The organism is Novosphingobium sp. ST904 (assembly GCF_001298105.1).
Classification (GTDB): Bacteria; Pseudomonadota; Alphaproteobacteria; order Sphingomonadales; family Sphingomonadaceae; genus Novosphingobium.
This window is the reverse complement of sequence record NZ_LGJH01000128.1, coordinates 1-25106: the sequence shown is the minus strand read 5'-3', so window position 1 is coordinate 25106 and position 25106 is coordinate 1. Positions and strand designations below refer to the sequence as shown.

Annotated in this window: 24 protein-coding genes and 1 pseudogene; 10 read left to right on the top strand and 15 right to left on the bottom strand. The window is 65.8% G+C overall.

Going from position 1 to position 25106, the window contains the following annotated elements; translation table 11 throughout:
* Positions 1-21: 21 nt before the first annotated feature.
* Both ADT71_RS07625 and ADT71_RS07620 read right to left on the bottom strand, forming a co-directional pair.
* A complete protein-coding gene (locus ADT71_RS07625) occupies positions 22-1263 on the bottom strand; it encodes an MFS transporter (RefSeq protein WP_369818200.1) in 1242 nt (413 codons plus the stop codon).
* 69 nt (positions 1264-1332) lie between these two features.
* Positions 1333-2058, bottom strand: a complete 726-nt coding sequence (locus ADT71_RS07620) for a nuclear transport factor 2 family protein (protein WP_054436037.1) — start codon at positions 2056-2058, stop codon at positions 1333-1335.
* A 67-nt stretch (positions 2059-2125) separates the two neighbouring features.
* On the opposite strand from ADT71_RS07620, the gene ADT71_RS07615 reads away from it, so the two are divergent.
* On the top strand, positions 2126-3040 hold the full coding sequence (locus ADT71_RS07615; protein ID WP_054436036.1) for an SDR family oxidoreductase: 915 nt from the start codon (positions 2126-2128) through the stop codon (positions 3038-3040).
* A gap of 74 nt (positions 3041-3114) precedes the next feature.
* Here the strand turns inward: ADT71_RS07615 and ADT71_RS07610 are convergent, their stop codons facing one another.
* Genes ADT71_RS07610 through ADT71_RS07595 form a run of 4 tightly spaced genes read right to left on the bottom strand, consistent with a single transcriptional unit; the run spans position 3115 to position 7016 of the window.
* Complete coding sequence (locus ADT71_RS07610) at positions 3115-4551, bottom strand: aldehyde dehydrogenase family protein (RefSeq protein WP_054436035.1); 1437 nt, start codon at positions 4549-4551, stop codon at positions 3115-3117.
* 40 nt (positions 4552-4591) lie between these two features.
* Complete coding sequence (locus ADT71_RS07605; protein ID WP_231635702.1) at positions 4592-5413, bottom strand: glutathione S-transferase family protein; 822 nt, start codon at positions 5411-5413, stop codon at positions 4592-4594.
* 14 nt (positions 5414-5427) lie between these two features.
* Entirely contained in the window at positions 5428-6249 is an 822-nt protein-coding gene (locus ADT71_RS07600) for a beta-etherase (RefSeq protein ID WP_054436034.1), read from the bottom strand.
* 14 nt (positions 6250-6263) lie between these two features.
* A complete protein-coding gene (locus ADT71_RS07595; protein WP_054436033.1) occupies positions 6264-7016 on the bottom strand; it encodes a glutathione S-transferase family protein in 753 nt (250 codons plus the stop codon).
* Between the two features lie 233 nt (positions 7017-7249).
* Here ADT71_RS07595 and ADT71_RS07590 point away from each other — a divergent pair, with 233 nt between their 5' ends.
* The 4 genes and pseudogenes from ADT71_RS07590 to ADT71_RS30170 all read left to right on the top strand — a co-directional run.
* On the top strand, positions 7250-7930 hold the full coding sequence (locus tag ADT71_RS07590; RefSeq protein ID WP_054436032.1) for a glutathione S-transferase family protein: 681 nt from the start codon (positions 7250-7252) through the stop codon (positions 7928-7930).
* 2 nt (positions 7931-7932) lie between these two features.
* Positions 7933-8355 (top strand): thioesterase family protein, encoded by a 423-nt coding sequence (locus tag ADT71_RS07585; protein WP_054436031.1) that lies wholly within the window; start codon positions 7933-7935, stop codon positions 8353-8355.
* Positions 8356-8411: 56 nt separating this feature from the next.
* Positions 8412-9281 carry a CmcJ/NvfI family oxidoreductase gene (locus ADT71_RS07580; protein WP_054436030.1) on the top strand — a complete coding sequence of 290 codons (870 nt, stop codon included), beginning with the start codon at positions 8412-8414 and terminating at the stop codon, positions 9279-9281.
* Positions 9220-10608: pseudogene (locus tag ADT71_RS30170) on the top strand (MFS transporter); the annotation flags it as partial. The gene ADT71_RS07580 and the pseudogene ADT71_RS30170, both read left to right, overlap by 62 nt.
* A gap of 47 nt (positions 10609-10655) precedes the next feature.
* On the opposite strand, the gene ADT71_RS33215 reads toward ADT71_RS30170, so the two are convergent.
* A complete protein-coding gene (locus ADT71_RS33215; RefSeq protein WP_231635701.1) occupies positions 10656-11453 on the bottom strand; it encodes a helix-turn-helix transcriptional regulator in 798 nt (265 codons plus the stop codon).
* A gap of 189 nt (positions 11454-11642) precedes the next feature.
* Between ADT71_RS33215 and ADT71_RS07570 the strand changes: the two genes are divergently transcribed.
* From ADT71_RS07570 to ADT71_RS07555, 3 genes are read left to right on the top strand one after another with little or no spacing between them, the layout of a single operon-like run.
* On the top strand, positions 11643-12530 hold the full coding sequence (locus ADT71_RS07570; protein ID WP_082370213.1) for a 3-keto-5-aminohexanoate cleavage protein: 888 nt from the start codon (positions 11643-11645) through the stop codon (positions 12528-12530).
* Positions 12434-13459: an SDR family oxidoreductase gene (locus ADT71_RS07560; RefSeq protein ID WP_231635708.1), complete on the top strand. Its 1026-nt coding sequence runs from the start codon at positions 12434-12436 to the stop codon at positions 13457-13459. The genes ADT71_RS07570 and ADT71_RS07560 overlap by 97 nt, the downstream gene beginning before the upstream one ends.
* Entirely contained in the window at positions 13456-13893 is a 438-nt protein-coding gene (locus ADT71_RS07555; RefSeq protein WP_231635700.1) for a VOC family protein, read from the top strand. The genes ADT71_RS07560 and ADT71_RS07555 overlap by 4 nt, the downstream gene beginning before the upstream one ends.
* 37 nt (positions 13894-13930) lie before the next feature.
* Here the strand turns inward: ADT71_RS07555 and ADT71_RS07550 are convergent, their stop codons facing one another.
* The 7 genes from ADT71_RS07550 to ADT71_RS07525 all read right to left on the bottom strand — a co-directional run bounded on the left by ADT71_RS07550 (position 13931) and on the right by ADT71_RS07525 (position 21820).
* A complete protein-coding gene (locus ADT71_RS07550; protein ID WP_054436025.1) occupies positions 13931-14677 on the bottom strand; it encodes an SDR family NAD(P)-dependent oxidoreductase in 747 nt (248 codons plus the stop codon).
* 61 nt (positions 14678-14738) lie between these two features.
* Positions 14739-15557 (bottom strand): amidohydrolase family protein, encoded by an 819-nt coding sequence (locus tag ADT71_RS07545; protein WP_231635699.1) that lies wholly within the window; start codon positions 15555-15557, stop codon positions 14739-14741.
* A complete protein-coding gene (locus ADT71_RS07540) occupies positions 15554-17698 on the bottom strand; it encodes a PQQ-dependent dehydrogenase, methanol/ethanol family (RefSeq protein ID WP_054436024.1) in 2145 nt (714 codons plus the stop codon). The genes ADT71_RS07545 and ADT71_RS07540 overlap by 4 nt, the downstream gene beginning before the upstream one ends.
* A 73-nt stretch (positions 17699-17771) precedes the next feature.
* Complete coding sequence (locus ADT71_RS33210) at positions 17772-18029, bottom strand: glutathione S-transferase family protein (protein ID WP_231635698.1); 258 nt, start codon at positions 18027-18029, stop codon at positions 17772-17774.
* Positions 17984-18553, bottom strand: coding sequence for a glutathione S-transferase family protein (locus ADT71_RS07535; RefSeq protein ID WP_231635697.1), 570 nt, complete (start codon positions 18551-18553; stop codon positions 17984-17986). Before ADT71_RS07535 ends, ADT71_RS33210 begins: the two co-directional genes overlap by 46 nt.
* Complete coding sequence (locus ADT71_RS07530) at positions 18553-19320, bottom strand: glutathione S-transferase family protein (RefSeq protein WP_054436023.1); 768 nt, start codon at positions 19318-19320, stop codon at positions 18553-18555. Before ADT71_RS07530 ends, ADT71_RS07535 begins: the two co-directional genes overlap by 1 nt.
* Before the next feature lie 85 nt (positions 19321-19405).
* The gene (locus ADT71_RS07525) at positions 19406-21820 is read right to left on the bottom strand and encodes a TonB-dependent receptor (protein WP_054436022.1); all 2415 of its coding nucleotides are present in this window, start codon (positions 21818-21820) and stop codon (positions 19406-19408) included.
* Positions 21821-22346: 526 nt separating this feature from the next.
* On the opposite strand from ADT71_RS07525, the gene ADT71_RS33205 reads away from it, so the two are divergent.
* The gene (locus ADT71_RS33205; protein ID WP_054436021.1) at positions 22347-22850 is read left to right on the top strand and encodes a CmcJ/NvfI family oxidoreductase; all 504 of its coding nucleotides are present in this window, start codon (positions 22347-22349) and stop codon (positions 22848-22850) included.
* Between the two features lie 41 nt (positions 22851-22891).
* Here ADT71_RS33205 and ADT71_RS07515 read toward each other — a convergent pair whose 3' ends face one another.
* Positions 22892-24295 (bottom strand): aminomethyltransferase family protein, encoded by a 1404-nt coding sequence (locus ADT71_RS07515; protein WP_082370212.1) that lies wholly within the window; start codon positions 24293-24295, stop codon positions 22892-22894.
* A gap of 172 nt (positions 24296-24467) precedes the next feature.
* Here ADT71_RS07515 and ADT71_RS07510 point away from each other — a divergent pair, with 172 nt between their 5' ends.
* Positions 24468-24935 (top strand): MarR family winged helix-turn-helix transcriptional regulator, encoded by a 468-nt coding sequence (locus tag ADT71_RS07510; RefSeq protein ID WP_231635696.1) that lies wholly within the window; start codon positions 24468-24470, stop codon positions 24933-24935.
* The last annotated feature ends 171 nt before the right edge of the window (positions 24936-25106 follow it).

Sequence of the window (25106 nt, the reverse complement as noted above, 5' to 3'; positions counted from 1 at the left end):
CGAGGAACGAGCCGCCGGCAATCAGCGTGGAAACCATGGCCAGCGGCAGGCCCGCCTCGAAGAGCATGCCTGCCACGATGGGAGACAGCGCCGCGCCGCCGCGCCCGACGCCGATGGCAAAGCCGGTGCCGGTCGCCCGGACATGGTGGGGAAGGCCAGCGCGAAGATCGTGTAGAGCCCGGACACCGCGCTGTTGGTGAACAGGCCCGAGGCGAAGGCGAGCGCGGAGAGCCCGGCCAGCGTGTTCACGCCAAGCGCGCCGAACAACGCCACCATCACGGACGACCCAAGCAGCACCGCCACCGTCGCGCCCTTCAGCGGCAATCGCTGCACCGCCACGCCGAACAGCGCCCCGCCGATCGCCCCGCCAAGGTTCGCCCACACCAGCACACCGGCCGCTTCGGGCGGAGGAAAGCCGATGTCGACAACGATCTTCGGCACCCATTTCAGGATGAAGTAGAAGCTCACGACATGGGCGAAGTAAGCAAATGTGACCAGCAGCGTCGTGCCGATCAGGCCGGGGCGCAGGATGTCCGCGATGGAGGCGGCGGATTCCTCCACGGTGGACGGCGGCAGCGCCGAAACCGGAGGATGGCCGCAGCGGGCCAGCACGGCATTGACCCGCGCCAGCGTGCCCGGACCGCGCCGCACCAGCAGGAACTGCACCGGCTCCGGCACCAGGAACCACACCAGCGGGATGAACGCCGCCGTCGCGAGGCAGCCGAACCAGAAGATCGCGTGCCAGTCGAACAGGGTCAGCAGCCAGGCGGCAGCGAGCCCGCCGATCACCGCGCCCAGCGGATAGCCGATCACCATCACCGCCAGCGCCAGGTTGCGGCGACGGGCATTGGCGAATTCCGCGGTCACCGCGTTGATCGCCGCCAGCATCCCGCCGATGCCGAGCCCGGTGAGCACGCGCCAGACCGAAAGCGTCGCCACGCCTGTCGCCTGCGTCGCCATCGCCATGCCCAGCGCCATGACGCAGAGACAGCCGAGGATCGTGCGCCGCCGCCCGACCCGGTCCGCGACGCTGCCGAGCACCACCGAACCGATGGCCATGCCGATCAGTTCCATCGACAGCACGACCCCCAGCGCCACCCGGTCGATCCCCCAGTCCGCCGCGATGCCGGGCGCGGCGAAGCTGATCGACAGCACATCGAACCCGTCAAGCGCATTGAGCCCGACCATGATCGCCACGGTCGCCACTTGCGCCCGTGACATCGGGGCACGCTCGATGATCTCACGCGGATCTGTTGCCGGCACGCTTTCCCTTTCTTTTATCGTCTTTTTTGCGAGGCTAGCGGCTCTCCCCGCCGCTGTCCTGGCGGATTTTCAGCCCACTTCCTGACCGGCCAGAACATTGCCGAACCGGGGATGGGCGAAATGCATCGGCACGTCGTGGCGATAGGGCCAGGTGGGCCGGTGGGCGCTTTGCGGCAGCAGGCGATCGGGGCCGATCGGGTCTTCGGGGAACGTCAGCGCGGCGGGCTGGAGATGCGAGGTGGTGTGCGCCCAACCTTGCTCATAATCGCCCTGCCACTGCATCATGTAGTCCAGCCGCTTGATCTTCCACACGCCGTCCTCGCGCACGTAATCGTTCTCGTAGATGCCGGCTTCCATGAACTGCTGCGGCATGATCTCCTCGCGCGTGTCCTGGAAATCGTCGTGCCAGCCGCCGAACAGCATGCCGCGAAAGCGCCCCTTGGCGGTCTGGCGATCGGGCGCGACGGTGATCACGTCCTGCATCTGGAAATGATCGAGCAGCAACCCGTTCACCGGCCCCGGCTTTCCGCCGGTGAAGCGCTGCTGGATCCAGTCGCCGTAAAGGCGCTTCACCCCTGCATGGCCGACGTACTCGCCCGACAGGAACACGACCACGCCGTCCTCGGCAAAGAGTTCGGCAACCTGATCCGGCAGGTTGAAATCGATGTAATAGCCATAGGCCCAGTGCAGGCGGCGAATGGCATTCACATCCTCCAGTTCGCCCACCCGGTGCTCCAGCGCATCGAGACGGGCTTCGAGATGGGCGGGAGGCAGGTTCGAATCAGGCTCTGGCATCTCGATCTCTCCTCGATTATTGATTTGCTACACTAACGAATAAATTCGTCTTGCCGAGAGGATTGTCATGAAAAACAGCAAACGCGTGGCCTTCGTGACAGGAGGGGTTTCGGGCCTGGGCTTCGGAATCGCCCGGGCCTTGTCGAACGCGGGTTTCCGGCTTGCGCTAAGCTACCGCAATGAGGACTACCGCGCAGAAGCGGAGCGATGGTTCGCGGAAAATGGCAGGGAAACGCCGATTTTCCTGAAACTGGACGTGACCGACCGTGCCCGCTTCGCCGAAGTCGCCAGGGAAATCGAGGCGACCTTCGGCCGGCTCGACGTGCTGGTGAACAATGCCGGCGTCTCCGTGTTCGGCCCGACCGACGAAGCCAGCCATGCCGATTACGACTGGATCATGGGCGTGAACTTCGGAGGTGTAGTAAACGGACTTGTCGCGTTGCTTCCTCTGCTGAAACGGACCGGGCCGGGAAGCCATGTCGTCAATGTCGCATCCATGGCCGCCTATCTCTCCGGTCCGCAGGCCGGCATCTACACCGCCAGCAAGTTCGCGGTGCGCGGCCTTACCGAATCCTTGCGCTACAACCTTGCCCCGCAGGGCATCGGCGTATCGCTGCTCTGCCCCGGCCTTACCCGCACCAACGCCTGGGACAGCGCCTTCCGCCGCCCCGAGACATTCGGCGAAAGCGGCTTCGGCGAGCTTGACCGCGCGGCGCTGACGCAGTTCGGCGCTGCCTTCGACCTCGGCATGGACCCGCTCGAAGTGGGCGAGAAGGCCCTGCGCGGGATCGAGGAGAATGCCCCCCTGATCTTCTCCCACCCCGAATATGCCGAGGATTTTCGCGAGATTTACGAGGCCTCGCTGGCGGCCCTGCCCGACGAACCGGCCCCCGCGGCCCGTCTGGAGATCGAACGCCTGCGCCGCGAGGGAAACCGCGCGGCGGCGGGCGGACGAACCGTGTCGATCGCCGATCTGACCTGATCCATCCGCCCTGCGCCCCCGTCCGACCATTGCGGGGCGGGCATATGGGGCCGGGAGATACCGGCCCCCCTTCGTCACGCCTCGACCGGCTGGTACTGGCCGATGACCGACTTGACCTCGAGGAACTCCTCGATCCCGAACTTGCCGAATTCGCGGCCATTGCCGGACTGCTTGTAACCGCCGAACGGCATGTCGAAAGCAAGGCCCCCGGAATTCACGAAGACCGCGCCCGCGCGCAGCTTGCCCACCAGCTTGCCCGCCCGCGCCGGATCGCCCGCGATATAGGCGCCAAGGCCGTAAGGCGTGTCATTGGCGATGCGCACCGCGTCGGCTTCATCGTCATAAGGCATGATGACCAGCACCGGGCCGAAGATTTCCTCCTGCGCGATGGTCATGTCGGGCGTCACGTCGGCGAAGACGGTGGGCTTGACGTAATAGCCCTTGTCCAGCCCGTCGGGCCGCCCGAGCCCGCCGGTCACCAGTGTCGCGCCTTCTTCGATGCCCTTCTGGATCAGGCCCTGGATCTTCTCGTACTGCGTCTTGTTCACCACCGGGCCGATGTGCGGCCCTTCGCTGAGCGGATCGCCAACCGGCTTGGCGGCGAACATCTCGCCCACCTTCTCGGCCGCATCGGCATGCTGCGAACGGTGGACCAGCATGCGCGTAGGCGCCACGCAGCTCTGGCCGGAGTTGAGCAGCACCCCGCCCACGCCGCCGGGAAGCGCCACGTCCAGCGGCGTGCCTTCGAGGATGATGTTAGGCGACTTGCCGCCCAGTTCCTGCGACACCCGCTTCACGGTATCGGCGGCGTTCTTGGCCACCATGATCCCGGCGCGGGTGGAGCCGGTGAAGGAGATCATGTCGATCCCAGGATGCCGCGCCAGCGCGGTGCCCACTTCCGCGCCGTCACCCTGCACGAGGTTGAACACTCCCGCCGGAACGCCTGCGGCCTCCATCACTTCGGCGAAGATCGCGGCGGAACTGGGTGCTTCCTCGCTCGGCTTGAGGATCATCGTGCAACCGGCGGCAAGGCACGGCCCCACTTTGGCGACGATCTGGTTCATCGGCCAGTTCCACGGCGTGATGAGCGCGACGACGCCGATCGGCTCGCGCAGCACCGTATTGTCGCCGATCTTCTCGGAGAATTCGAAGGCATCGAGCGAAGCCAGCGCCTGTCCGAGATGGGCCACGCCCGATCCCGCCTGCGCGGTCGAGGCCGTGGAGATCGGGCAGCCCATTTCGGTGGCGATAGCCTCCGCAATGTCGGGAATGCGGGCCTTGTAGGCTTCGATCACTTTCCCGATCAGCGCCATGCGTTCCTGCTTGCCGGTCTGCGAGAACGTCTCAAACGCCCGCCGCGCGGCTTCCACGGCAAGGTCCACGTCGGCCGCGGTGCCCAGCACGATCTCGCTCGCCTGCCCCTCGGTAGCCGGGTTGACCACCGAATGACGGCGGCCGCCCCGGCTGTCGGTCCAGCGGCCGTCGATATAGTTCTGCGGATAGCTCTTCATGATCCTGCTCCCGTTGGAGGGTTGTTCTCGTCGATGATGGTCAGGCCGCGATGAGCCCGAGTTCGGCGTCGGTCGCCGGAGGTCCCCACTTGTCGCGCGGGGGCATCGGGCGCGTGTTCCAGGCGGGATCAAGCGTGAAGCTCGACACCGCGCGGCCTTCCGGCAGGCGCCCGTTCCCGCCGCCCTGCGCATAGTCGTAATAGAGCGTCATCAGTTCGCGGTGCCCGTGGTGGCGCTGCACGACCGGGTGCGAAAGGCACGCCTCGCGCCAGCGCAGCACGCGCGAAAGGTGCTGCGGCACTTCGTAGGCCTCGTAGTATTCGAGGAACCACAGCCGCTTGAACATCGGCGCGAAGGCAACTTCCGCCCAGCCGAACCGGTCGAACAGATAGTTCCCGTCAGGTGCATAGTGCCGCAGGAAGTCGTCGAGGCGGGCATATTGCGCATCGACTTCGGCCCGGTGCTCTTCGCGCTTGGCCGCATCCCGGTTGAGGATCATCCGGTAACCCGCGCCGGTGAACTGCCCGTCCGTGGCGCAAAGCATCGCCTCCACTGCATGTTCGAAGGGATCGGCCCGCGCCACCGGCACTTCGGGAAAGCGATCCTCGAAGTAGCGCATGATGACCATGCTCTCCTTCAGCGTCTCGCCGTTTTCCAGTTCCAGCGCCGGTAGCGCGGTGGTTCCCCGCGTCTTGGCCAGAAGCCAGTCGGGCCGGGCCAGCGAAATGTCGATCTCGTGATCGGCCATGAGCCCAGACAGCCCCTTGAGATCCAGCAGCAGCTCGACCCGTTCGGAAAAGGGGCAGCCCGGTATGTGGTACATCCGCAAGGCGCCGCCCGGCGGCTCGTCATGCCATGCCATAGCCTGTGCTCCGTTCAATCGGCGGGTTCGACCTGCGGCGCGGCGCCGCGATTGACCGGCGCCACCTCTATCCCCGCGCCGCCGGATTCGAAGGGTTCCGGGTCGCCCGGCCGCAGCCGGAGCCCGAACAGCGTGTGCATGGCGGGATGACGGCCTAGCCCGCCGAAGAAGTCGAAGCCCCGGTCCAGCCAGTCGCGCAGGGGATCGTCCCCGGTAAGCGGCGGGGTGGTGGCGACAGAGGCCGTCCAGAGGAACACCGCCAGCGCCGTATAATCGGCGAAGTTGGGCTTTTCCCCGCCCAGCCACGGCGTATCGCGCAGCAGCTTGCGGAAGGGTTCGAGCGTGGGCGGCACCAGCGGCAGCCGGTCCTCGCGCCCGGCCTGCACGTCCTCCAGCTTGCGCCCGCCAAGGAACATCGTCTCGCGCGAGTGCCGGACATAGGCGTGGTCCTGCGGCAGCGACAGGTCGTGGTAATCGAGGATATAGCACGAGAACCACGGCCCGATCGCCGTCGTCCAGAGCCAGGCGTCGAGGAACCTGGTCAGTTCCTTCATCGAAGGTCCCTCGAACAGCATGGGGCGGTCGGGGTATTTCTCGTCGAGATATTCCGCGATCTTCCAGCTATCGAGCACCCATTCGCCGTCATCGACGATCACCGGCACGCGTTCGCTGCGCCCGCCGGTCCGCTCGGCGATGCCGGTGAAGCCGCCGGGCACGAGGTCCACGTCGAAACCCTTGTGTGCCAGCGCATACCTGGTGCGCCACACGAAGGGACTGATCGTGCAGCCCGAAGCGAGCTGCAGATCGTAGAGCGTGATGCGGTTGTCCCTGGCCATCGCCCTTCTCCCCTTCAGACCGTGACCTTGCGGCCGCGATCGCCGAATTCGCTTTTCGAATTGGCGAACATCTTCTGGCAGCCGGGGCGGTCGTTGATGCGATCGATCCAGCCCACCAGATGCGGCGTCGCCTCGCGGTTCACGATATCCGCGAAGCTGTTCTGCATGCCGTTGGCGATGGCGAAGTTGCACACGTCGGCCAGCGTGAATTGCTCGCCCACCAGCCAGGTGCTTTCGGAAAGCCGCTTCTCGACACGGTCCACCGAGACGCGGATCTTGCGCATTTCCTCTTCCAGCACGTCCCTGGGGAAGCCGGCACGGGCGGTGCGCCACTTGGTGCGCTGCTCGGGGATCGGGATGCGGGCGACCTTGGCCTCGAACTCCTCGTCCGAAAGCGCGCGGGCCATCGGCCCGATGCCGCGCTCCCACCCCAGCGTGGAGACGCACCAGCAGAAATATTCGTCCACCCACTTGGTCCACACGCGCATCTCGGCGATCTGCACAGGGTCGGTCGGGCGCAACTTGGGCGCATCGGGGAAGGCATCTTCGAGGTATTCGCAGATCACCGTCGATTCGGTGATGATGTGGCCGTCATGGTCAAGCGCGGGCACCTGTCCGCGCGGATTGATCTTCTTGAACCAGTCCTCGTGATGCTCGAACCGCGTGGGATCGACGAAGCGCGGGGTGAATTCCAGCCCCTTTTCATAGAGCGCGAGCAGCGGCTTGAGCGAATTGGCCGCAGGGCCAAAGCTGTAGAGCGTCAACATGTATCGGCAGTCCCTCTCCGTTCGTCCTTGCGGATCTGGAAGGCAGACTGCGTTGGGAATGCGGCGCGTGGAAGCCCAGCATCAATACTATTAGAATCGCCAACTGGTTGAGGCGGGCCAGCCTGTCACTGCCAGTGATACTGTTTGTGCTCTTCTGGTCGCGCGCGCCGCTCTCTGCTCTCTTCCCTGCGCAAGGCGCGCCGAATCGCGCGGCGAACACCCGGGAGAGACGCTTGCTCGAACTGCTGACTTCGGAAACGCCCAACGGCTGGAAGACCACGATCATGCTGGAGGAGCTCGGCGTGCCTTACAGGCTGCGCGCGATCTCGCTCACCGATCGGGAGCAGAAGGAGGACTGGTATGTCCGCCTCAACCCCAACGGCCGCATCCCGACTTTGATCGACCACGATGTGGAGACCGAAAATGGCGGCTTTGCGGTGTTCGAATCCGGTGCGATCCTGATTTACCTCGCCGAAAAATTCGGCCGCTTCCTGCCTGCCGACGTGGCCGGGCGCAGCCGCGTGATCCAGTGGGTCATGTGGCAGATGTCCGGGCTCGGCCCGATGATGGGGCAGGCCACGGTGTTCAACCGCTACTTCGAGGAGAAGCTGCCCGCCGTGATAGACCGCTACACGCGCGAAAGCCGCCGCCTGTTCGAAGTGATGGACGCGCGGCTGGCGCAGAGCGAATACCTCGCCGGGGACTATTCGATCGCCGATATCGCCTGCTTCCCGTGGGTTCGCGGGCATGACTGGGCCTGCATCGACATGGAGGGCCTGCCGCATCTCCGGCGCTGGTTCGGCACCGTCGGCGCGCGCCCCGCGGTGCAGCGCGGCCTCATGCTGCCCCAGCCGCCATCCGCCGAGGAAATGGCCGAGAAGACGACCCGGCAGGGCAAGAACATCCTGGCCTGACGATGGCGCCCTTCCTCACGCGCGAGCATCGCATCGAATGGGGCCAGTGCGATCCGGCCGGGATCGTCTTCGCCCCCCGTTTCATCGACATGTTCGCCGAAAGCACGGTCCTGCTGTTCGAAGCGGCCGGACTGCCCCGAAAGCGCGACATGCTAGCCGAGCTGGGCGTCGCCGGCTTTCCGCTGGTGGACCTGTCCGCCCGCTTCGGCTTTCCGGCGAGCTACGGCGACGTCGTGACCATCGAGGCCGACGCGCCGGAGTTCGGAAACAGCAGCTTCACCATCGCCCACCGCATCCGGCTGGGGGAGCGGATTTGCGTGGAAGGCACCGAGAAGCGCGTCTGGACCGTGCCCGCGCCGGACCGGCCCGGCGGCCTCCAGTCCGCGCGCGTACCCGAAGCCGTCAGGAACCGCTTCCTGCGCTGAGCACCTTGCCTGCCCGCACCGGCGCAAAGCCGGGCGGCATCCTTGGGAGAGAGAGCATGACCGATTCAGCCACGCGCAGCCGCCCCGGCGCGCAAGTAGAGACCACGATAGATTACCTGCTGCCCTCCTCGCGCATCAACCGGCGCTTCTGGGCGCCGGGCAAGGAGTTCAACACCGGCGTCTACCAGCCCTATCCGGTAACGATCCGCAACGCCCGGCTGGCCGAGCGTCCGTTCACGCTCGATGAGCACGGCTTCTGCATTTCCCGCCATGAAACCGCCGTGCAGGACTTTGCCGACCCGCGGCAGCTCGCCGCCTATCCCGAGGAAGTGGCCCGTGCCGCCAGGGCCCTGACCGGGTGCGACTACGTGTTCTGCATGGGCGGGCAGCTGCGCTCGCCGATCATCGCGGGCGAAGGCTACCAGCCGCCCGCCGCCGAGGCCCATGTCGACTTCAACTCGCGCTCGGCCCACAAGATCGCCGCCGCCCTTTACGAAAAAGGCCGCCCGGACGGGCCGGGATATGACCGTTTCATCGCCTTCAGCCTGTGGCGCACGTTCTCCCCTCCGCCGCAGGACTGGCCGCTGGCGCTTTGCGAAGGGCCGTCGGTGGGAGACGAGGACAGCGTGGCCAACGTCAAGGTGGACGTGGACGAGATCCCGCAAGGCGATGCGCTCTACGCCCCGATAGAGGGCGAGGAGGACATGGTTGCCGCCACGATCTTCCGGCACAGCCCCGGCCATCGCTGGTGGTATTTCCCGGACATGACGCGGGACGAAGTGATCTTCATCAAGTTCCACGACAGCGACCACGACCGCGCCTGGCGCGCGCCGCACACCGCCTTCCACGACACCAGCCGCCCGGATGCACACGTGCGTGAAAGCTACGAATTCCGCGCCATCGCCTACTTCGAAAAGCCGCGATGACCGAAGTTCCGGCCGAGACATCGGCGATCCGCGCGCGGTGGCCATGATGGTCGCCTTCGTGATGTTCCTCTCGATCCTCGAAGCGACGGTGATCGCCACCGCCCTGCCCGACATGGCGCGCGATTTCGGCGTGGCGCCCAGCGGAATGGGCATAGGCATCACCGCCTACCTGCTGGTTTCCACCGCGTTCCTGCCGCTCAGCAGCTGGGCGGCCCAGCGCCTTGGCCCGCGCCGGGTGCTGACCGGCTCGGTGCTGGGTTTCGGCCTCGCCTCGCTGCTCTGTTCGCTGAGCACGGGTCTGGCGTTCTTCGTGGCGGCCCGCGCGCTGCAGGCGCTCTGCTCCAGCCTGATGACGCCGGTGGGCAACCTCGTGCTGCTGCGGGTCACGCCCAAGCACCGGCTGGTGGAAATGCTGGCGATCAGCACCACGCCCGCCCTGATCGCCCCGGTCATCGGCCCGCCGCTGGGCGGGCTGCTGACCGAAACGCTCGGCTGGCAGTCGATCTTCCTCATCAACCTGCCGCTCACCCTGATCGGCGCGCTGCTGACCCGCAAGCTGATCCCCCGCATCGCGCCCCGGCCCGCCCCGTTCGACCCGCTGGGCTTCGCGCTGGTCGCGATAGCGCTGGCCCTGCTGATCTACGGCTTCGACCGGCTCGGCGCCCATCCCGGCGCGGCATTGCTTCCCGCCGCGATGATCGCCTGCGGCAGCGCCGCGGCGCTGCTCGCCTTCCGCTATCTGCGCGCAAGGCCGGACGGACTGGTGCCGCTCACCGCCCTGCGCCACACGACCTTCCGCTCGATCGCGTTCGGTGCGGGCATGTTGATGCGCATCCCCCACATGGGCCAGGCGCTGGTCCTGCCGCTCTATTTCCAGCTCGCGTTCGGCATGTCCCCCGGACTTGCCGGGCTCCTGCTGCTGGCCAACAACCTCGGCGATCTCGCGCTCAAGCCGGTGGTGGGCCGCGTGATCCGGGCGAGCGGCTTTCGCATGGCGCTTTCGGCGGGCACCGCGATGATGATGGCCTCGCTCGCGGCCATCGCCGCCTTCACGGCGCAGATGTCGCCATGGCTGATGGCCGCCGCGATGCTTCTGGTTGGCATGGCGCGGTCCGTGCCCTTCACCGGCATGGTCTCGCTCGCCTTCGCGGACGTGGCGCAGGAGGAACTGCCCGGCGCCATCGTGCTCAACAGCATCGGCAACGCACTTTCGGCCGCCATCGGCATCTCGCTGGGAGCCTTGTTCCTGAACCTGCGGATATTCACGCCGGACAGCACGGAAGGACCCTATCGCCTGGCCCTGGTGGCACTTGCCCTGATCGGCATGGGCGCGGTTCCCCTGTTCGCCCGGCTGCGCCGAAGCGGGCGCGCGCATCACCGCACGGCCGCTTCGAGAGGGCCAAGCTCCGGCCTGAGCGCGCGCAGCCGCTCCAGCAGCATGGCATCGCGTTCCTCGTTGGGCGCGAATACGATCAGGCGCTGGCTGGGCACTTCCTCGATGGCGTAGGAGGTATGGCGGAACCAGATTTCGCCGATCTCGGGGAAGAAGCTGGAATTGATCCCCTCGAAATGGGAACGGATCTCGCTGCGCGCCCAGCTTTCGCGGAACAGCGCCGAACGTTCGGTGAGTTCGGCGATGATCTCGTCGAATATCTCGGGCTGCGCGGTCTGGCTGTAATCCCACTTGAAGCGCGCGGTCAGGCGCTGGCCCATTTCGCGGAAGAATTCGGGATCGCCCTGATAGCGCTCGTTGAGCATGAGGATCTTGAACAGGTTCCGCTCGCTCCGCGCGAGCGGTGCGTAATCGCGGAAAGCCACCGAGACGAGCCGGTTCCAGCCCACCACCGTCCAGTCCTCGACGATCACCAGCGCCGGGATCGAGAGGCTGTCCAGCAAGTGCTGCGTGCCGGGGCGGATATCCTCGTCCAGCCGGGAGACCAGCGGCGGCGGGCGGTGCTGCGCCAGCGCGAAGAGATATTCCCGCTCGGTATCGGAAAGCCGCAAGGTGCGCCCCAGCCGCTCGATCATCGGGGCGGAGAGCTGGATTTCGCGCCCCTGCTCGAACCAGGTGTACCAGGTGACGCTCATCCCCGCGAGCGCGGCGACTTCCTCGCGGCGCAGGCCCTTGGCGCGTCGGCGCTCGCCATTGGGCAGGCCCACTTCGCTGGGCATCAGCCGTCCGCGCGCAGATTTCAGAAAAAGCGAAAGCTCCTCACGATGCGACATCGGTGCTCTATCTCCCTCCGGTCACGCCCTGAACCAGTTACCTGACGTGATAGGATATGTGCTGGCCTGTTCCGACCACTTCGAATTTGCGATCTCGCCCATATCAAGAAAAGACACAAGGCGAGGAGAGCGAGATTGGCGCAGAAAGTCTACATTACTTGCGCGGTGACTGGCAGTTCGCCGATGCCCAGCCATCCCAACTTCCCGTTCCGCCCGGATCACGTCGCGGCGGAAGCGCTGGCGGCGGCCGCGGCCGGTGCCTCGATCATCCACGTCCACGTCCGCGACGGCCAGACCGGCGAGCCTTCGCAGGCGCTGGAGGACTACCGCGAGGTGGTGGGCCTGATTCGGGAAAAGAACCGCGAGGTCATCCTCAACGTCACCACCGGGCCGGGCTGCACCTGGATGCAGAGCGACGAGGACCCCTCGGTCTGCGGCGAAGGCACGCTGATGTTCACTGCCGAGCGCCGGCTGGAGCACATCCTCGACCTCAGGCCCGACATGTGCACGCTCGACATCTGCACGATGCAACTCTGGGGCGGGGTTGCCATCAACCTCGATCCGATGATCACCCGCATGGGTCACATGATCCAGGAAGCGGGCGTGCTGCCGGAAATCGAATGCTTCGAGGCGGGCGATTTCGTCTTCGCGGACGATCTCATGGCCAAGGGCGCGATCCCGAAGAACGTGCCGTTCTCCTTCGTTCTGGGCACCAAGTACGGCCTTCCGGCCACGCCCGAGGCGATGCTCTATTCCGCCAACCAGATCCCGCGCGGCGCGGCGTTCACCGGCTTCGGCGTGAGCCGCCATTCCTATCCGATGGCGGCGCAGTCCGTCCTGCTGGGCGGCCATGTCCGCGTCGGGTTCGAGGATACGATCTTCCTGCGCAAGGGCCGCATGGCGCCCGACAACGCCGCCCACGTCAACTGGGCCGTCGAACTGATCGAGCGCATGGGCGCCGAAGTGTCGAGCGCGGGCGAAACGCGCGACCTGCTCGGACTGGAGAACCACGCCTACGCGTAGACAAGAGCGAAAAATCGCTATCGAGGGAGAGACAAGATGACAGAAGTGGCAGGACGCACGGCATTCATCACCGGCGGCGGCTCGGGCGTCGCGCTCGGCCAGGCCAAGGTCTTCGCGAAGGCGGGCTGCAAGGTCGCCATCGCCGACATCCGGCAGGACCATCTCGACGAGGCCGTGGCCTTCTTCGCCGGCACCGGCGCGCAGGTCATGCCGTCCATCTCGACATTACCGACCGCGAGGCATATCGCCGCGCCGCCGATGCGGTGGAGGCCCGGCTGGGTCCGGTGGAACTGCTGTTCAACACCGCCGGCGTCTCTCACTTCGGCGCCATCCAGGACGCCACCTTCGATGACTGGGACTGGCAGATCGACGTCAACCTGCGCGGCGTCATCAACGGCGTGCGCACTTTCCTGCCGCGCATGATCGAACGCGGAAACGGCGGGCACATCGTCAACACCGCATCGATGTCCGCCTTCGTGGCGCTCAAGGGCACCGGCATCTACTGCACCACCAAGATGGCGGTGCGCGGGCTGACCGAGTCGCTGGCGCTCGACCTCGAAGGCACCGGCATCGGCGTCTCGCTGCTGTGCCCGGGCGCGGTGAACACCAATATCCACGAGGCCCTGCTGACCCGCCCCGCCCACCTTTCCGATACCGGCTACTATCAGGCCGGGCCGGAAATGTTCGGCCATCTCAAGAAAGTGATCGAAGTGGGCATGGAGCCCGAAACGCTTGCCGCCCATGTCCTCGACGGCGTGCGCGAGAACCGGCTCTATATCCTGCCCTATGCCGAATTCCGCGGCACGCTGGAGGACATCCACGCCCGCGTCATGGGTTCGCTGGCCCGGCCGGAGGACGATCCCGACTACGGACGGCGCGTTGCTCACGGCGTTCCCGGCGGCGAGAAGAAAGAGGAGCAGGCGGCATGAACAGCCCTTTCATGGCCTTCGACACGCGCGTCCGCGCCCGCGTCGTCGCGCTTGACCATTACAACGTGGTGGTCGCCGATCTCGATCGCAGCGAGGCGTTCTACCGCGAAGTGCTCTCGCTGGAGAGCTACGCCCCGCCGCCGCCGCTCACCCGCCAGACCGCGCGCTGGATCTACGACAACGACGAGCGGCCGATCCTCCACCTCAACAGCCGCGACGCACCGCGCGCCATGGACCGCGAGATGTTCGGCGGCCCCACCGGCGCGCTGCATCACATCGCCCTGCGCTGCGAAGGCTTCGAGGAAATCCGCGACCGGATCGAGGATCGCGGGCTGCGGTACGAAAGCAACGTGATCCACTCGATCGGGCTGCGGCAGATCTTCGTGCATGACCCGGACGGAGTGCTGCTGGAACTGAATTTCTTCGACGATTGAGCCAGAAATTGTTCGTCGCCCCGGCTGATCGCGACGATCACACCCTCAACGTTCCCAGCACCCCGCCGTCCACCGCGATGCTCTGCCCGGTGACATGCGAGGCCGCGTCCGAAAGCAGGAACGCCGCCACCGCCGCCAGTTCCTCTGCGCTGCCGGTTCGTCCCTGCGGCACCTTGCCGGCAAGCGCTTCCAGCGCCTCGCCCGGAAGCGCGGCGAACATTTCCGTCTCGATGAACCCCGGCACCACGCAATTGCAGCGCACCCCGAAAGGCGCCGCCTCCAGCGCGACGGCGCGCGCCAGCCCCAGGACCGCGTGCTTGGACGCGACATAGGCGACGTTGTTCGCCATGCCACGCTCGCTGGCGAGGCTGCCGGTCACCAGTATCGCCCCGCGCCGCCGCGCCTTCATGGCCCGCAATGCCCGGGCGACAGCCCGAAACGGCGCAGTGAGGTTCACGGCCATGACCTGCGCGAAATCCGCTTCCGCATAGTCTTCCACCGGCGCGAAAGTGCCCCCGGTTCCGGCATTGAGGAACAGGCCGTCGATCGGCCCTCCCCCTGCGATCGCCGCATCGAGCGCGGCGTCAAGCGCAGGACCGTTGGCCACGTCCACAGCCTGCCAGCGGGCATCCGCACCCAGACTCGCGGCCAGTTCCGCCAGCCGGTCCGCCCGCCGCGCCAGCAGCGTGACCCGCCCGCCCAGCGCCGCGACATGCTCCGCCGTGGCCCGGCCGATGCCGCTGGATGCGCCGGTGATGACGACGTGGCGATCCGTGAAATCCATCCCGATCCCTTTCACGCCAGCCCCAGCACCCTTGCGGCATTGCCCTTCATGATGCCGGGCATCACGTCATCCCTGAAACCGATGCCGCGCGCCGCCTCGATTCCATTTTCCGGCCGATCAGCGGGAAGTCGGAACCGAACATCATCTTCCCCGCCAGCTGGCCATTGGCATAGCGCACGATCTGCGGCGGGAAATAACGTGGGCTCCAGCCGGAAAGGTCGATGAAGACGTTCTCCTTGTGAAGCGCCATCGAGAGGCTTTCATCCACCCACGGCCAGCTCGGATGAGCCAGGATGATCTTCATGTCCGGAAAATCGACCGCCACGTCGTCCACCAGCATGGGCCGCCCGTACTTGAGCCGCAGCCCGCCGCCGCCGCGCATCCCGGTGCCCATGCCGGAATGGCCGGTATGGAAGATCGCGGGCAGGCCATGGCCGGCGATCACCTCGTAGATCGGATAGCCCACACGATCTGCGGGGTGGCAGTCCTGCACGATATGGTGGAACTTGAAGCCGCGCACGCCGTGGTTCTCGATCAGGTCGCGCGCCTCCCGCGCGCCCAGCCTGCCCTTGCGCGGGTCTATCGAGGCGAAGGGGATGCAGATATCGGCATGGGCGGCGGCGAATTCCGCCACTTCGTAGTTCGACACGCGCCTGGCCCCCATGCCGCTTTCGGCATCCACGGTGAAGAGGCAGAAGGCGATGTTCTGCGCGCGGTAGATCTCGGCGATCTCCGGCATCTTCGGCCGTTCGCGCGGAGCCTTGAAATAGGCGGAGGCGGCATCGAAGAACTGCGCCATGACCGGGTCCTCCGGATCGTGGCACGAGACTTCCGCGTGGACGTGAACATCGATGCCCGCCAGCCCGGCGATGTCGATCACTTGCCGCCCGCTTTCTCCAGCGCCTTGTCCTCGTTGGCGCGGTGGATCACGTATTGGCGGATCGCCTCGATCTCTTCGGCCGACATCACGTCGGACCAGCCGACCATGCCGTTGCTCTTCAGCGCCCCGTCATGCACCACCGTCTGGAATGCGGCCTTGTCGCCGACAAGGGCCGAGCGGCGCAGGTCCGGCAGCAATCCGCCGCCCACCGCCGCATCCCCGTGGCAGGTGCCGCAATAGCGACCATAGCGATAGGAACCGGCCGCCACCTGCTCCGGCGTGCCGGTGAAAGCGGGCGGATCGAGCGGCAGTTCCTCCAGCTTCGGCGCGGGCGGCAGCGTGGCCGTGCCGCCCAGCCTGAAGACCAGCAACCGGCTGATATTGTGCACCGGACCACCGGATTGCGATATCACCCCGCCCGGCGCCAGCGCCCAGATGCCGCCCCAGCCGGCCACCACCGCCACGTACTGCGTGCCGCCCACCTTGTAAGTGATCGGCGGCGCGACCACCCCGGTCTGCACCGGCCAGGACCACAGCTTCGCGCCCGTATCGGTGGCATAGGCGGCCATCTCGCTCGTCATGTTGCCCTGGAACACCAGCCCGCCGCCGGTCGCCAGCAATCCGCCGTTGTTGGCGCTGGGGAAGGTCACGCGCCAGCGCTCCTTCTGCGCCACCGGGTCCCAGGCGATCAGCACGCCCTTGGTGGCCTTCGCCGCCGCCTCGCGAATTTTCGCATCGGCGGGCATCGAGGCCGCCGCCATGTCCACGCCGGTATTGAAGCCCTTGGCCTGGTGCTTCCAGTTCCTGTCCGGGAAATAGGGGAAGGCGGCGATCTGCGCCGGGATGAAGACCAGCTTCTCCTTCGGATCCCATGCCATCGGATGCCACGAATGCGCCCCGCCCGCGCCGGGCGATCCGACCCACGGTTTGCCGGTCCTGTAATAGCGTGCCTCGGGATTCTCGATCGGCCGCCCGGTCCGGGGATCGAGCCCGGAAGCCCAGTTCACCGGCACGAAGTTCTTGCCGGAGATGAATTCGCCGGTCTTTCGGTCGATCACGTAGAAGAACCCGTTCTTGGGCGCCTGCATCAGCACCTTGCGGGTCTTGCCGCCGATCTGGAGATCGGCCAGCATGATGTGCTGGGTGGCCGTGAAGTCCCAGGTTTCGCCCGGCGTGGTCTGGAAGTGCCAGACATATTCCCCGGTCTTCGGCCGGATCGCCACGATGGACGAGAGGTAGAGGTTGTCCCCCTTGCCCTGCGAACGGATGCCCTGGTTCCAGGGGCTGCCATTGCCCACGCCGATATAGAGCAGGTCCAGTTCGGGATCGTAGGCCATCGAATCCCACACGGTGCCGCCGCCGCCCTGCTTCCAGTATTCTCCGTACCAGGTCTTCTCGGCAGCCTTCAGATAGGGCTCGGCATTCCTGCCCGGCGCGTCGGGCACAGTGTAGAACCGCCAGAGCTGCTTGCCGGTCTCCGCGTCGTAGGCGGTGATATAGCCGCGCACGCCCATCTCGGCGCCGCCGTTGCCCACGATCACCTTGCCATCGATCACCCGCGGCGCGCCGGTGATGGTATAGGGCTTGGACTGGTCCACCGTGACCTTGCTCCACACCGGCTTGCCGCTATCGCGGTCAAGCGCGATCAGGCGGCCGTCGAACGTGCCGAGATAGAGCTTGTCCCCCCAGGCGCCGAGCCCCCGGTTCACGACATCGCAGCACCCCTTCACCCCGCTGTCGCCCGGGACTTCGGGATCGTAGGCCCACAGTTCCTTGCCGGTGGCGGCATCGTAGGCCCTTACCTTGGACCAGGCGGTGGTGATGTAGATCCTGCCGTCTATCACCAGCGGCGTCGATTCCTGCCCGCGCGCGGTATCGAGATCGGAAAACCAGGCGAGGCCAAGGCTCTTCACATTATCCCGGTTGATGTCGGAAAGCGGCGAGAAACGCTGTTCGTCGTAAGTGCGCCCATAGGAGAGCCACTCGCTGTCCGGCGCCTTGACGATCAGGGCGCCGGTAACGTCGCCGGTCCGCGCGGTCGCGGCGGCGGGGCCTTCCGCCCCGCCGCTGCCGCACCCCGCCAGCACCAGACATGCCCCCGCCGATACCGCGAGCCAGACCTTCGAACGCTTCGCAACCATTCTCTCACTCTTCCCGTTTCCCGGCCTCGTTTCGGACCGGCTTGTGCAACTGCGAGATTTTCGGGGGCCTGCTTCACCCCCAGCGATTGATCTCCGGCCCCGGCGCCCAGAAGCGGGTGGAATCACCGCCCGCATCCGCCAGCGCCGCCGTAACACTGGGACGGGCACGAACGCGCGACAGCCAGGCGGCGGTCAGCGGCTTGTCGGCGAAAGCCTCGGGCACGATCTGCTCCATCCCGGCGAGCCAGGCGAACGTCTCGAAATCGGCAATGGTCAAGGCGCCCATCAGCCATTCGCGGCCATCCGCCAGCTTGCCCTCGCAGCGTTCCACCGCCTGCGACACCTTGGCGCGGCTGTCCTCCACTTGTGCCGGATCGACGCGCCGTCACGCAGGACTTCCCAGCGCGCGCGCAAGTCGGCGCTGACGATGCGGTCCGCCATGGCGCCGAAATCGGCATCCGCCATCGCCGCCAGCCGCCCGCGCGAGAACGCGAGATTACCCAGCAGCGCCGCCGCCGGAGACAGGCGCTCGGTGATCTGGCGGCACCACATCATCATTTCCCAATGCGCAAAAGGATCGGCGGGCTGGAGCGAGGACACATCCGAAAGCTCGTCGAAGAACTGGGCAAGGAACACGGACTCGGTCATGGCCTCCCCGTCCACCAGCAGCACCGGGCCTTCGCCCTCGATCCCCATGTCGCGCGCAAGCGGCTCGTCGACGCCGGGCAGGTCATGGCGTTCCCCCGCGAGCAGGTCGATCGGGCGGCGTTCCACTGCCACCCCCGATTCCGCCAGAGCCGCAAGCACCGCCAGCGAAGGACCGTTCGCCGCGCCGTGATAGAGCACTATCGCCATCAGATCCGCTCCTGTTCGAGAATGGCCACCCGCTTGACCATGTCGGTCCGCCCCAGCGCCCAGCACTGCTTCACCGCCGGGCGGGCATAGACCGCGCGCAGCCAGCGCAGCAGGTTCGGCGTCTTTTCGTCATTGGAAAGTGTCGGCTGCGACAGGGGGATCGCATAGGCAAGGTTGAAGCCGTTGATGTCGGCCAGGCTGTAAGTGTCGCTCGCCAGCCATTCCCGCTTGCCCAGTTCCGCCTCCAGCAGTTCGATGCCCAGCGCGACGCGGCGCTGGCTTTCCGCCATTTCCGCCTCCGAGAACGTGCCGTGGATCGCTTTCCGCCACGAGACCCGCCGTTCCGGCAGGGGAATACGCTCGATCGCGGCTTCCAGTTCGGCCGGATCGCGCCGGCGCACCATCGGGCCGACGAAAACGCTCCATCCGATCATGGAAAAGCTGGGCGCCAGCCACTGGTCCATGAACTTCATCCACCAGCGCACCCGCCAGCGATCCTGCGCGCCTTGCGGCATCAGCGCGGGCCCGGCGAACGCCTCGTTGACGTATTCCATGATCGCGGTGCTTTCCACCAGCACGCGCGAACCGTGTGTCATCGCCGGGATCGTGCCTTGCGGATTGATCGCGAGATATTCCGGCCGATGCTGATCGAACTGCAGCATGTCGATGTAGTGGCTGTCGAAGGGGACGCCCTTCTCCATCAAGGCCAGCATGGGCTTGCCCGAATTGGCATTGGGCTCCCAGTGGTAAAGTGTCACGCCTGCCATCCGGCCCGTCTCCCTTGCACTGTTTTCATTGCGAAGGGACGGGGCCGGTCGCCCTCTTCCGGCGACCGGCCCCGCCACTCCCCCGTCAGAACTTCTTCTGCACGCTCACCGCCCATTCGCGCGGGCGGCCCACGTTCGAATAAGTGGTTCCCGCAGAGGCATAGAGCGCCGCGAAGCGGATCGGCAGGAGGTAGTACTTGTCGAACAGGTTCTGCACTTCGAACGAGATCGACAGGTCGTCATCCTCGTTGCGCCAGGTGAGGCGGGCATTGCCGATCACGCGCGAAGGGTTGTAGTCCAGCGTCGCGCTGCCCGGCAGGCGGCCGAGGCTCTGCTTGCCGGTATAGGCAAGGTCGAAGCGCGGCGTGATCGAGCCGTTCTTGCCAAGGTCGGCGCGGTACTGGATGCCGAAGCTGCCGCGCCAGTTGGGCGTGGTGATCGGATCGCCGATGCGGATCGAATTGCCCACCTGCGGGCCGATGCGCTTCCATTCTCCATCGATCCAGCTCAGCGAGGCGTCGATGTCCAGCCCGTCGAACGGGTTGGCGCCAAGTTCCAGTTCAGCGCCGTACATCTTGCCGTCACCGGCATTGCCGATCGCCGCGCAAGGATAGGGATCGGTGCCCGGCTCGAACCCGTCAAGGATCGCGCAGTCCGCCAGCGGAAGCTGGATGTTCTTGTAATCGTTGTAGAACGCCGCAAGATTGAGGCGCAGCCGCCGCCCGAACAGGTCGTTCTTTACGCCGATTTCATAAGCGGTAAGCGTCTCGGGCGTGAACGTGCCGTTGACCGCCTGCGCCTGGGTGAAGGGGCGCGCCGTCACGCCGCCGCCCTTGAAGCCGGTGCTGACCGTTGCATAGGCCAGCGTCTGCGGGCTGAAGCGGTAGTCCACCGAGATGCGGTAGTCCACGCGATCACCGTCGTAGTTCGCCACCGTCCCGTCCAGCGCGCCGACGCCGAAGATATCGGTGAGCGGGCCGCCGTTCCAGGCCTTGCGCACGAAGGTGTAGTCCTTGTGCTCCTTGGTGTAGCGGATGCCGCCGGTCACGTTGAGGTCGGGCGTGGGATGCAGGATCACGGTGCCGAACACCGCCTTGCTGTTCGCCCGGATCGGGTCGTCACCCTGGAACTGCAGGAACAGCACGGGGTTGCCGTGGCCGATGTAGCGGATGTCCTGGCGGGTGAAGTAGACCGACTTCTGGTCGCTGTAGTAGCCGCCCACGGTCAGGTCGGCAAAATCGCCGAACTTCGCGTTCAGGCGCAGCTCCTGGCTGAAGAACCGGAAGGTCAGGTCATTGAAGCCGCCGCCGCCGATGTTCGGGTTGGGCGTATAGTCGTCGTCCGTACCGTACATCTGGCGATATTCGCGGTAGGCGGTGATCGACTTGACGTTGAGATCGTCATTGAGGTCGATCGACATGTCGCTCGACACGCCCCAGCCGGTGAACTTCACGGTATTGGGCATGTAATATGCCTGCGCCGCCTGTCCGCCCTCGGGCAGATACCAGCTTGCATAGGTGCAGAACCGGCCGCAGACGAAGTCCACCCCGTCGGTCTTGGTGGTGTCGTTCTGGGTCAGCACGCCTGCCGCGGCGGTGCGCTTTTCGTAAGTGTAGTCGCCGGTCACGGTCCAGTCGAAACTGTCACTCGGGTTGAACCGCAAGGAGCCGCGCAGGCCGCCGTAGTTACGCTCGCCAAGCTTGTCGACGACGCAGTTGTCCGGGGTGGAGGGATTGCCGGCAATGCCCAGCGCATTGTCCGGATTGGCGCAGCCGTAGTCGATCTGGTCGACGTAGCCGTCCTGGTGCTTGTAGACCCCGGCAACGCGGGCGAACAGCGTGTCGGTCAGCCCGAAGTTCACGCTGCCGCGCAGGTCCACGCGCTGGCGTGCGCCGTAGACGACGTCGAACTTGCCGGAATCGTCGGCCGTGGGCCGGGCCGAGAACATCTTGATGGCGCCGCCGATCGAGTTGCGCCCGGTCAGCGTGCCCTGCGGCCCGCGCAGGATTTCCACGCGCTCCAGATCGAGCAGGTCCATGATGTTGCCGGTCAGCGTGGCATAGTAGACATCGTCCACGTACATGCCCACGCCCGGCTCGTAGGCGGGGTTGAAGTCGTACTGGCCGATTCCGCGCACATAGACCGCCATCGATGAACCGAAGGCGCCGCCCATTTCCGTAAGCTGCACGTTCGGCGCCTGTGCGGCGATCTGCGAAACGTCGGTCTGGTTGCGCGCTTCGAGCAGCGCGGCGTCCACCGCGGTGATCGACAGCGGAGTGTCCTGAAGCTTCTGTGCGCGAAACTGCGCGGTGACGATGATCTCGGGCATCGTCGGCGTCCGGGCGTCATCGGCCTGCTCACCGGCCTGTGGCGGCGCCCCTGCCTCATCCTGCGCCGCGGCCTTTTCCTCCGCCAGGGCCGGTGCGCCTGCAAGGGCCGCGCCGCATGAAACCGAAAGAAGAAGAGCGCGCCGCAGGCGTGCCGTCTTGGTGATGTGCATCTTGGTCCCTCTCCCGAACCAGCGCCGACACTTTGTTCGTGCCTTGCGCTTCCTGACCGCCCTTACCGGCGATATGTTGTTTGTATGGCATACAATATTGGGATGGCAAGAGGGTTGTCGTGTCTGATATCGAAATTGCCGGATCGCGGCCGATCGAGGCCCTTCGACAAGACCATGGCAAAATCACCGAAGGGCCGATTTTGGCCATTTCTTAACCACGTAAAAGGTGGAAAACAGGGATGGATGCAGAAATTGCCTATGTCGCGAGAACCGGCCATCGCATGGCCTACCGCGCCAACGACTCGTCACGCGACACCATCGTTCTCGCACCGCGGCGCATGTCGCTAAGTGATCTGAGGAACACAAAACCCACCCTGGATTCGGAAGGGTTCCAAATTGTTTCACATGTTAGTTCGATCGCCGATTTCGCCTGCGACGAAGAGGTGAAAGCGCATCATCCGCAGGAAATCGTGGACTTGCTGACCGGCCTGACAGGCGCCGACCTGGTGGTGGTGACCGCGCGGGCGTGCGCCGATTCGCGGAACGCTCCAACCTTTCCGGCCGGCTCGACAATTCACGCCCGGCGCGCTTTGCCCATGTCGATATCTCGGGAGAGACCGCGCGCGCCTTTTCCGCCCGCTCGCTGCCGGAAGGAAACGCGGCGCCGCGCCGGTCGGCACATTACAACATCTGGCGCGCCACCTCCGGCTCGCCGCAGGACGTGCCGCTGGCCCTGTGCGACGCGCGCAGCCTCGCCCCCGGAGACCTGCTGCCCGCAGACGCCATCTTCGACCGCGACGGCGTGGATGTGTGGTCCTTCGAAGGACTGGTGCTCGCCCATTCGCCGGGGCACCGCTGGTGCTGGTTCAGCGACATGACGCCCCGCGAAGTCATCGTGTTCAAGACCCACGACACCGACCCCGCCCGCGCCAACTGCGTCCCGCACGTCGCATTCGACAACCCGCTGACCCCGCCGGAAACCCCACCCCGCGCCTCGATCGAGATGCGCGCGATCGCTTACTGGTTCTGAAAGAACGGCCGGGCTGGAAGGGCCCGGCCGCCTTTTCGGGATCAGGCGTCGGCGCGCTGGGTGCGCCAGCCATCCTGATAGGTTTCGCGGGCCACGCGCGAATAGGGCACCGGCGAGACGATCGCGCGCACCGAAAGCTGCTTGTGCGGCTCTACCGTGGACTTGCGGGTGCCGCCGTTCTCCTCACCCCAGACCACGCGCACTTCGCTGCCGACCGGCACGTCGGGCTCGACCGTGGCAAGCGAAAGCGCCTGCTTCTCGTTGTAGGAATAGCCGGTGAACATCGAGAGGCCGATGGTGCGACCATCCGCGTCGGTCACGCGGTCGTAGTTGGACGAGGCATAGTTCGCCAGCGGCACGTCGAAGAACTTGTACTGCTCGCCGTCCGGATCGAACAGCGAGGCCATGATCTTCGCCATGTCCTCCGGGTGCCAGGCCAGCGTCACCTTCTTGCGCTGCCTTGCCGGATCGAGCGCTTCCAGCGCTTCGCGGCCGTGGAAGTCATGGTCGAACTTCACGAACGGCCCATAGCCCAGTTCCCAGGGGTTGAGGTAATAGTCCTCGATGTTGTCCGACACGAAGCTGCCGCCGATCGAGCCGGTCGCCTCGTAGCTGTCAGCGCCCAGCCATTCGCGGAATCCCTTGAGCTTTTCGCCCGTGTAGATGGCCGGAAGCGGCGAGGGAATCCAGCCGGATTCCAGCGTGTTGGAAGGATAGGCTCGGCTGCCGCAAGCGATCAGGCCGAATTCCTTGCCCGCTTCCAGGATCGCGGCGCGCACTTCCTCCTGCTCTTCGTAAGGGCCCCAGATTTCGAGGCCCGGCGCGCCGGACATGCCGTGGCGCAAGGTGCGGATAGTCTTTCCGGCGATGTTCATGGTGCTCATGTTGAAGAAGCGCAGCTTCTCCAGCGGGCCGCCGTTCAGCTTCTCGATCACGTCCCAGGCCTTCGGTCCCTGGATCTGGAAACGCCAGACCGAACGCGTGACCGGCTTGCCCATCGGCCGCATCGGCGAACGGTCGTCGAGTTCGAGTTGGACGTCGTAGCCCTGCTCCGCCTGATAGCGCAGCCAGTTCGAGGCGGGCGCACGGCCGACGTAGCAGAACTCCTCCGGCGCCTGCCAGAAGATGATGCCGTCACCGATGACGTGGCCATAGGGCGTGGTGGGCACGTACTGCTTCGCCTTGTTGACCTCCCACCCCTTGGGCGAGTTGATCATCGTATCGGACAGTAGCTTCATCGCGTCCTTGCCGCGAATGTAGAGGTTCACCATGTGGTGCGACTGGTCGAACAGGACGGCGCCGTGCTGCCAGGCCCATTGTTCCGAGCGCCAGTTCGAGAATTCCGGCGCCACGACCGGATAGACATAGGCGCCAAGCTGCGAATTCCGCAGCATTTCCACGGTATTTCCTGCCTTTTGCAGAACCTGTTCAAGGTTGCCGGCCATCACGAATCTCCCATTGTCCCGCCACGGCGCTGCCGCGTGCGTCCATGAAAAGTAACGCTGGGGGCAGGTGCGGACAAGCGAAATGTTCGTGCCACGAACAATATCGCGAGGAGACAGACTTCCGCCCGCAATCCGCTTGGCGCGGACCGGGAACGCGGCTAGCATCGCGCCCGTGGGCAAGAACAGAGACAGCGCAGACGCCGCGATCGCGGTTGCCGAAGTGGGTCGTGGCGACCTCGATTCGGTCCTGGGATTCCATATCCGGCTGGCGCATGGCGCGGTCTATCGGCACTTTACCGAAACCTTTTCCGAACTCGGCCTGACCCAGAAGCAGGTCTCGGTGCTCTGGCTGGTGGCTGACTGGCCGGGTCTTTCGCAGACCGATCTCTCGCAGCACCTCCAGATGGACCGGGCGACGACGACGGAGATCATCAACCGCCTCGCCGCGCGCGACCTGCTGCGGCGCGAACCCATTCCGGGGGACCGGCGCAAGCTGGCGCTGCACCTCCAGCCCGCCGGTGCCGAGATGCTGGAGCAGGCCCGCCAGGCCGTACGCGCGCACGAGGCCTGGCTGAAGCGGCGGTTCTCCGAAGCCGAAGTCGAGACCCTGATCAGCCTGCTGGAGCGCATTCACGGCTAGGCGACGTGGACACACCCCGTGGCGACCGACCGGCAGCTATCAGGAACTGCGGAAGATGGCCTTTATGTCAGGAATGGGGGGTGGGTTCAACGGGTGGCGGCAACACAGGCTTGAAAGCGCTCTGCGGGTGTTTGGTATTCGAGCGTTTTCCTTGGCCGTTCGTTGAGTTGC

Bases quoted from the DNA above. Each gene is read 5' to 3' on its own strand.
- ADT71_RS07620 (WP_054436037.1), bottom strand. From the start codon at position 2,058: ATGCCAGAGCCTGATTCGAACCTGCCTCCCGCCCATCTCGAAGCCCGT.
- ADT71_RS07615 (WP_054436036.1), top strand. From the start codon at position 2,126: ATGAAAAACAGCAAACGCGTGGCCTTCGTGACAGGAGGGGTTTCGGGC.
- ADT71_RS07610 (WP_054436035.1), bottom strand. From the start codon at position 4,551: ATGAAGAGCTATCCGCAGAACTATATCGACGGCCGCTGGACCGACAGC.
- ADT71_RS07605 (WP_231635702.1), bottom strand. From the start codon at position 5,413: ATGGCATGGCATGACGAGCCGCCGGGCGGCGCCTTGCGGATGTACCAC.
- ADT71_RS07600 (WP_054436034.1), bottom strand. From the start codon at position 6,249: ATGGCCAGGGACAACCGCATCACGCTCTACGATCTGCAGCTCGCTTCG.
- ADT71_RS07595 (WP_054436033.1), bottom strand. From the start codon at position 7,016: ATGTTGACGCTCTACAGCTTTGGCCCTGCGGCCAATTCGCTCAAGCCG.
- ADT71_RS07585 (WP_054436031.1), top strand. From the start codon at position 7,933: ATGGCGCCCTTCCTCACGCGCGAGCATCGCATCGAATGGGGCCAGTGC.
- ADT71_RS07580 (WP_054436030.1), top strand. From the start codon at position 8,412: ATGACCGATTCAGCCACGCGCAGCCGCCCCGGCGCGCAAGTAGAGACC.
- ADT71_RS33215 (WP_231635701.1), bottom strand. From the start codon at position 11,453: ATGCCCAGCGAAGTGGGCCTGCCCAATGGCGAGCGCCGACGCGCCAAG.
- ADT71_RS07555 (WP_231635700.1), top strand. From the start codon at position 13,456: ATGAACAGCCCTTTCATGGCCTTCGACACGCGCGTCCGCGCCCGCGTC.
- ADT71_RS07550 (WP_054436025.1), bottom strand. From the start codon at position 14,677: ATGGATTTCACGGATCGCCACGTCGTCATCACCGGCGCATCCAGCGGC.
- ADT71_RS07540 (WP_054436024.1), bottom strand. From the start codon at position 17,698: ATGGTTGCGAAGCGTTCGAAGGTCTGGCTCGCGGTATCGGCGGGGGCA.
- ADT71_RS07535 (WP_231635697.1), bottom strand. From the start codon at position 18,553: ATGGCGATAGTGCTCTATCACGGCGCGGCGAACGGTCCTTCGCTGGCG.
- ADT71_RS07530 (WP_054436023.1), bottom strand. From the start codon at position 19,320: ATGGCAGGCGTGACACTTTACCACTGGGAGCCCAATGCCAATTCGGGC.
- ADT71_RS07525 (WP_054436022.1), bottom strand. From the start codon at position 21,820: ATGCACATCACCAAGACGGCACGCCTGCGGCGCGCTCTTCTTCTTTCG.
- ADT71_RS07515 (WP_082370212.1), bottom strand. From the start codon at position 24,295: ATGGCCGGCAACCTTGAACAGGTTCTGCAAAAGGCAGGAAATACCGTG.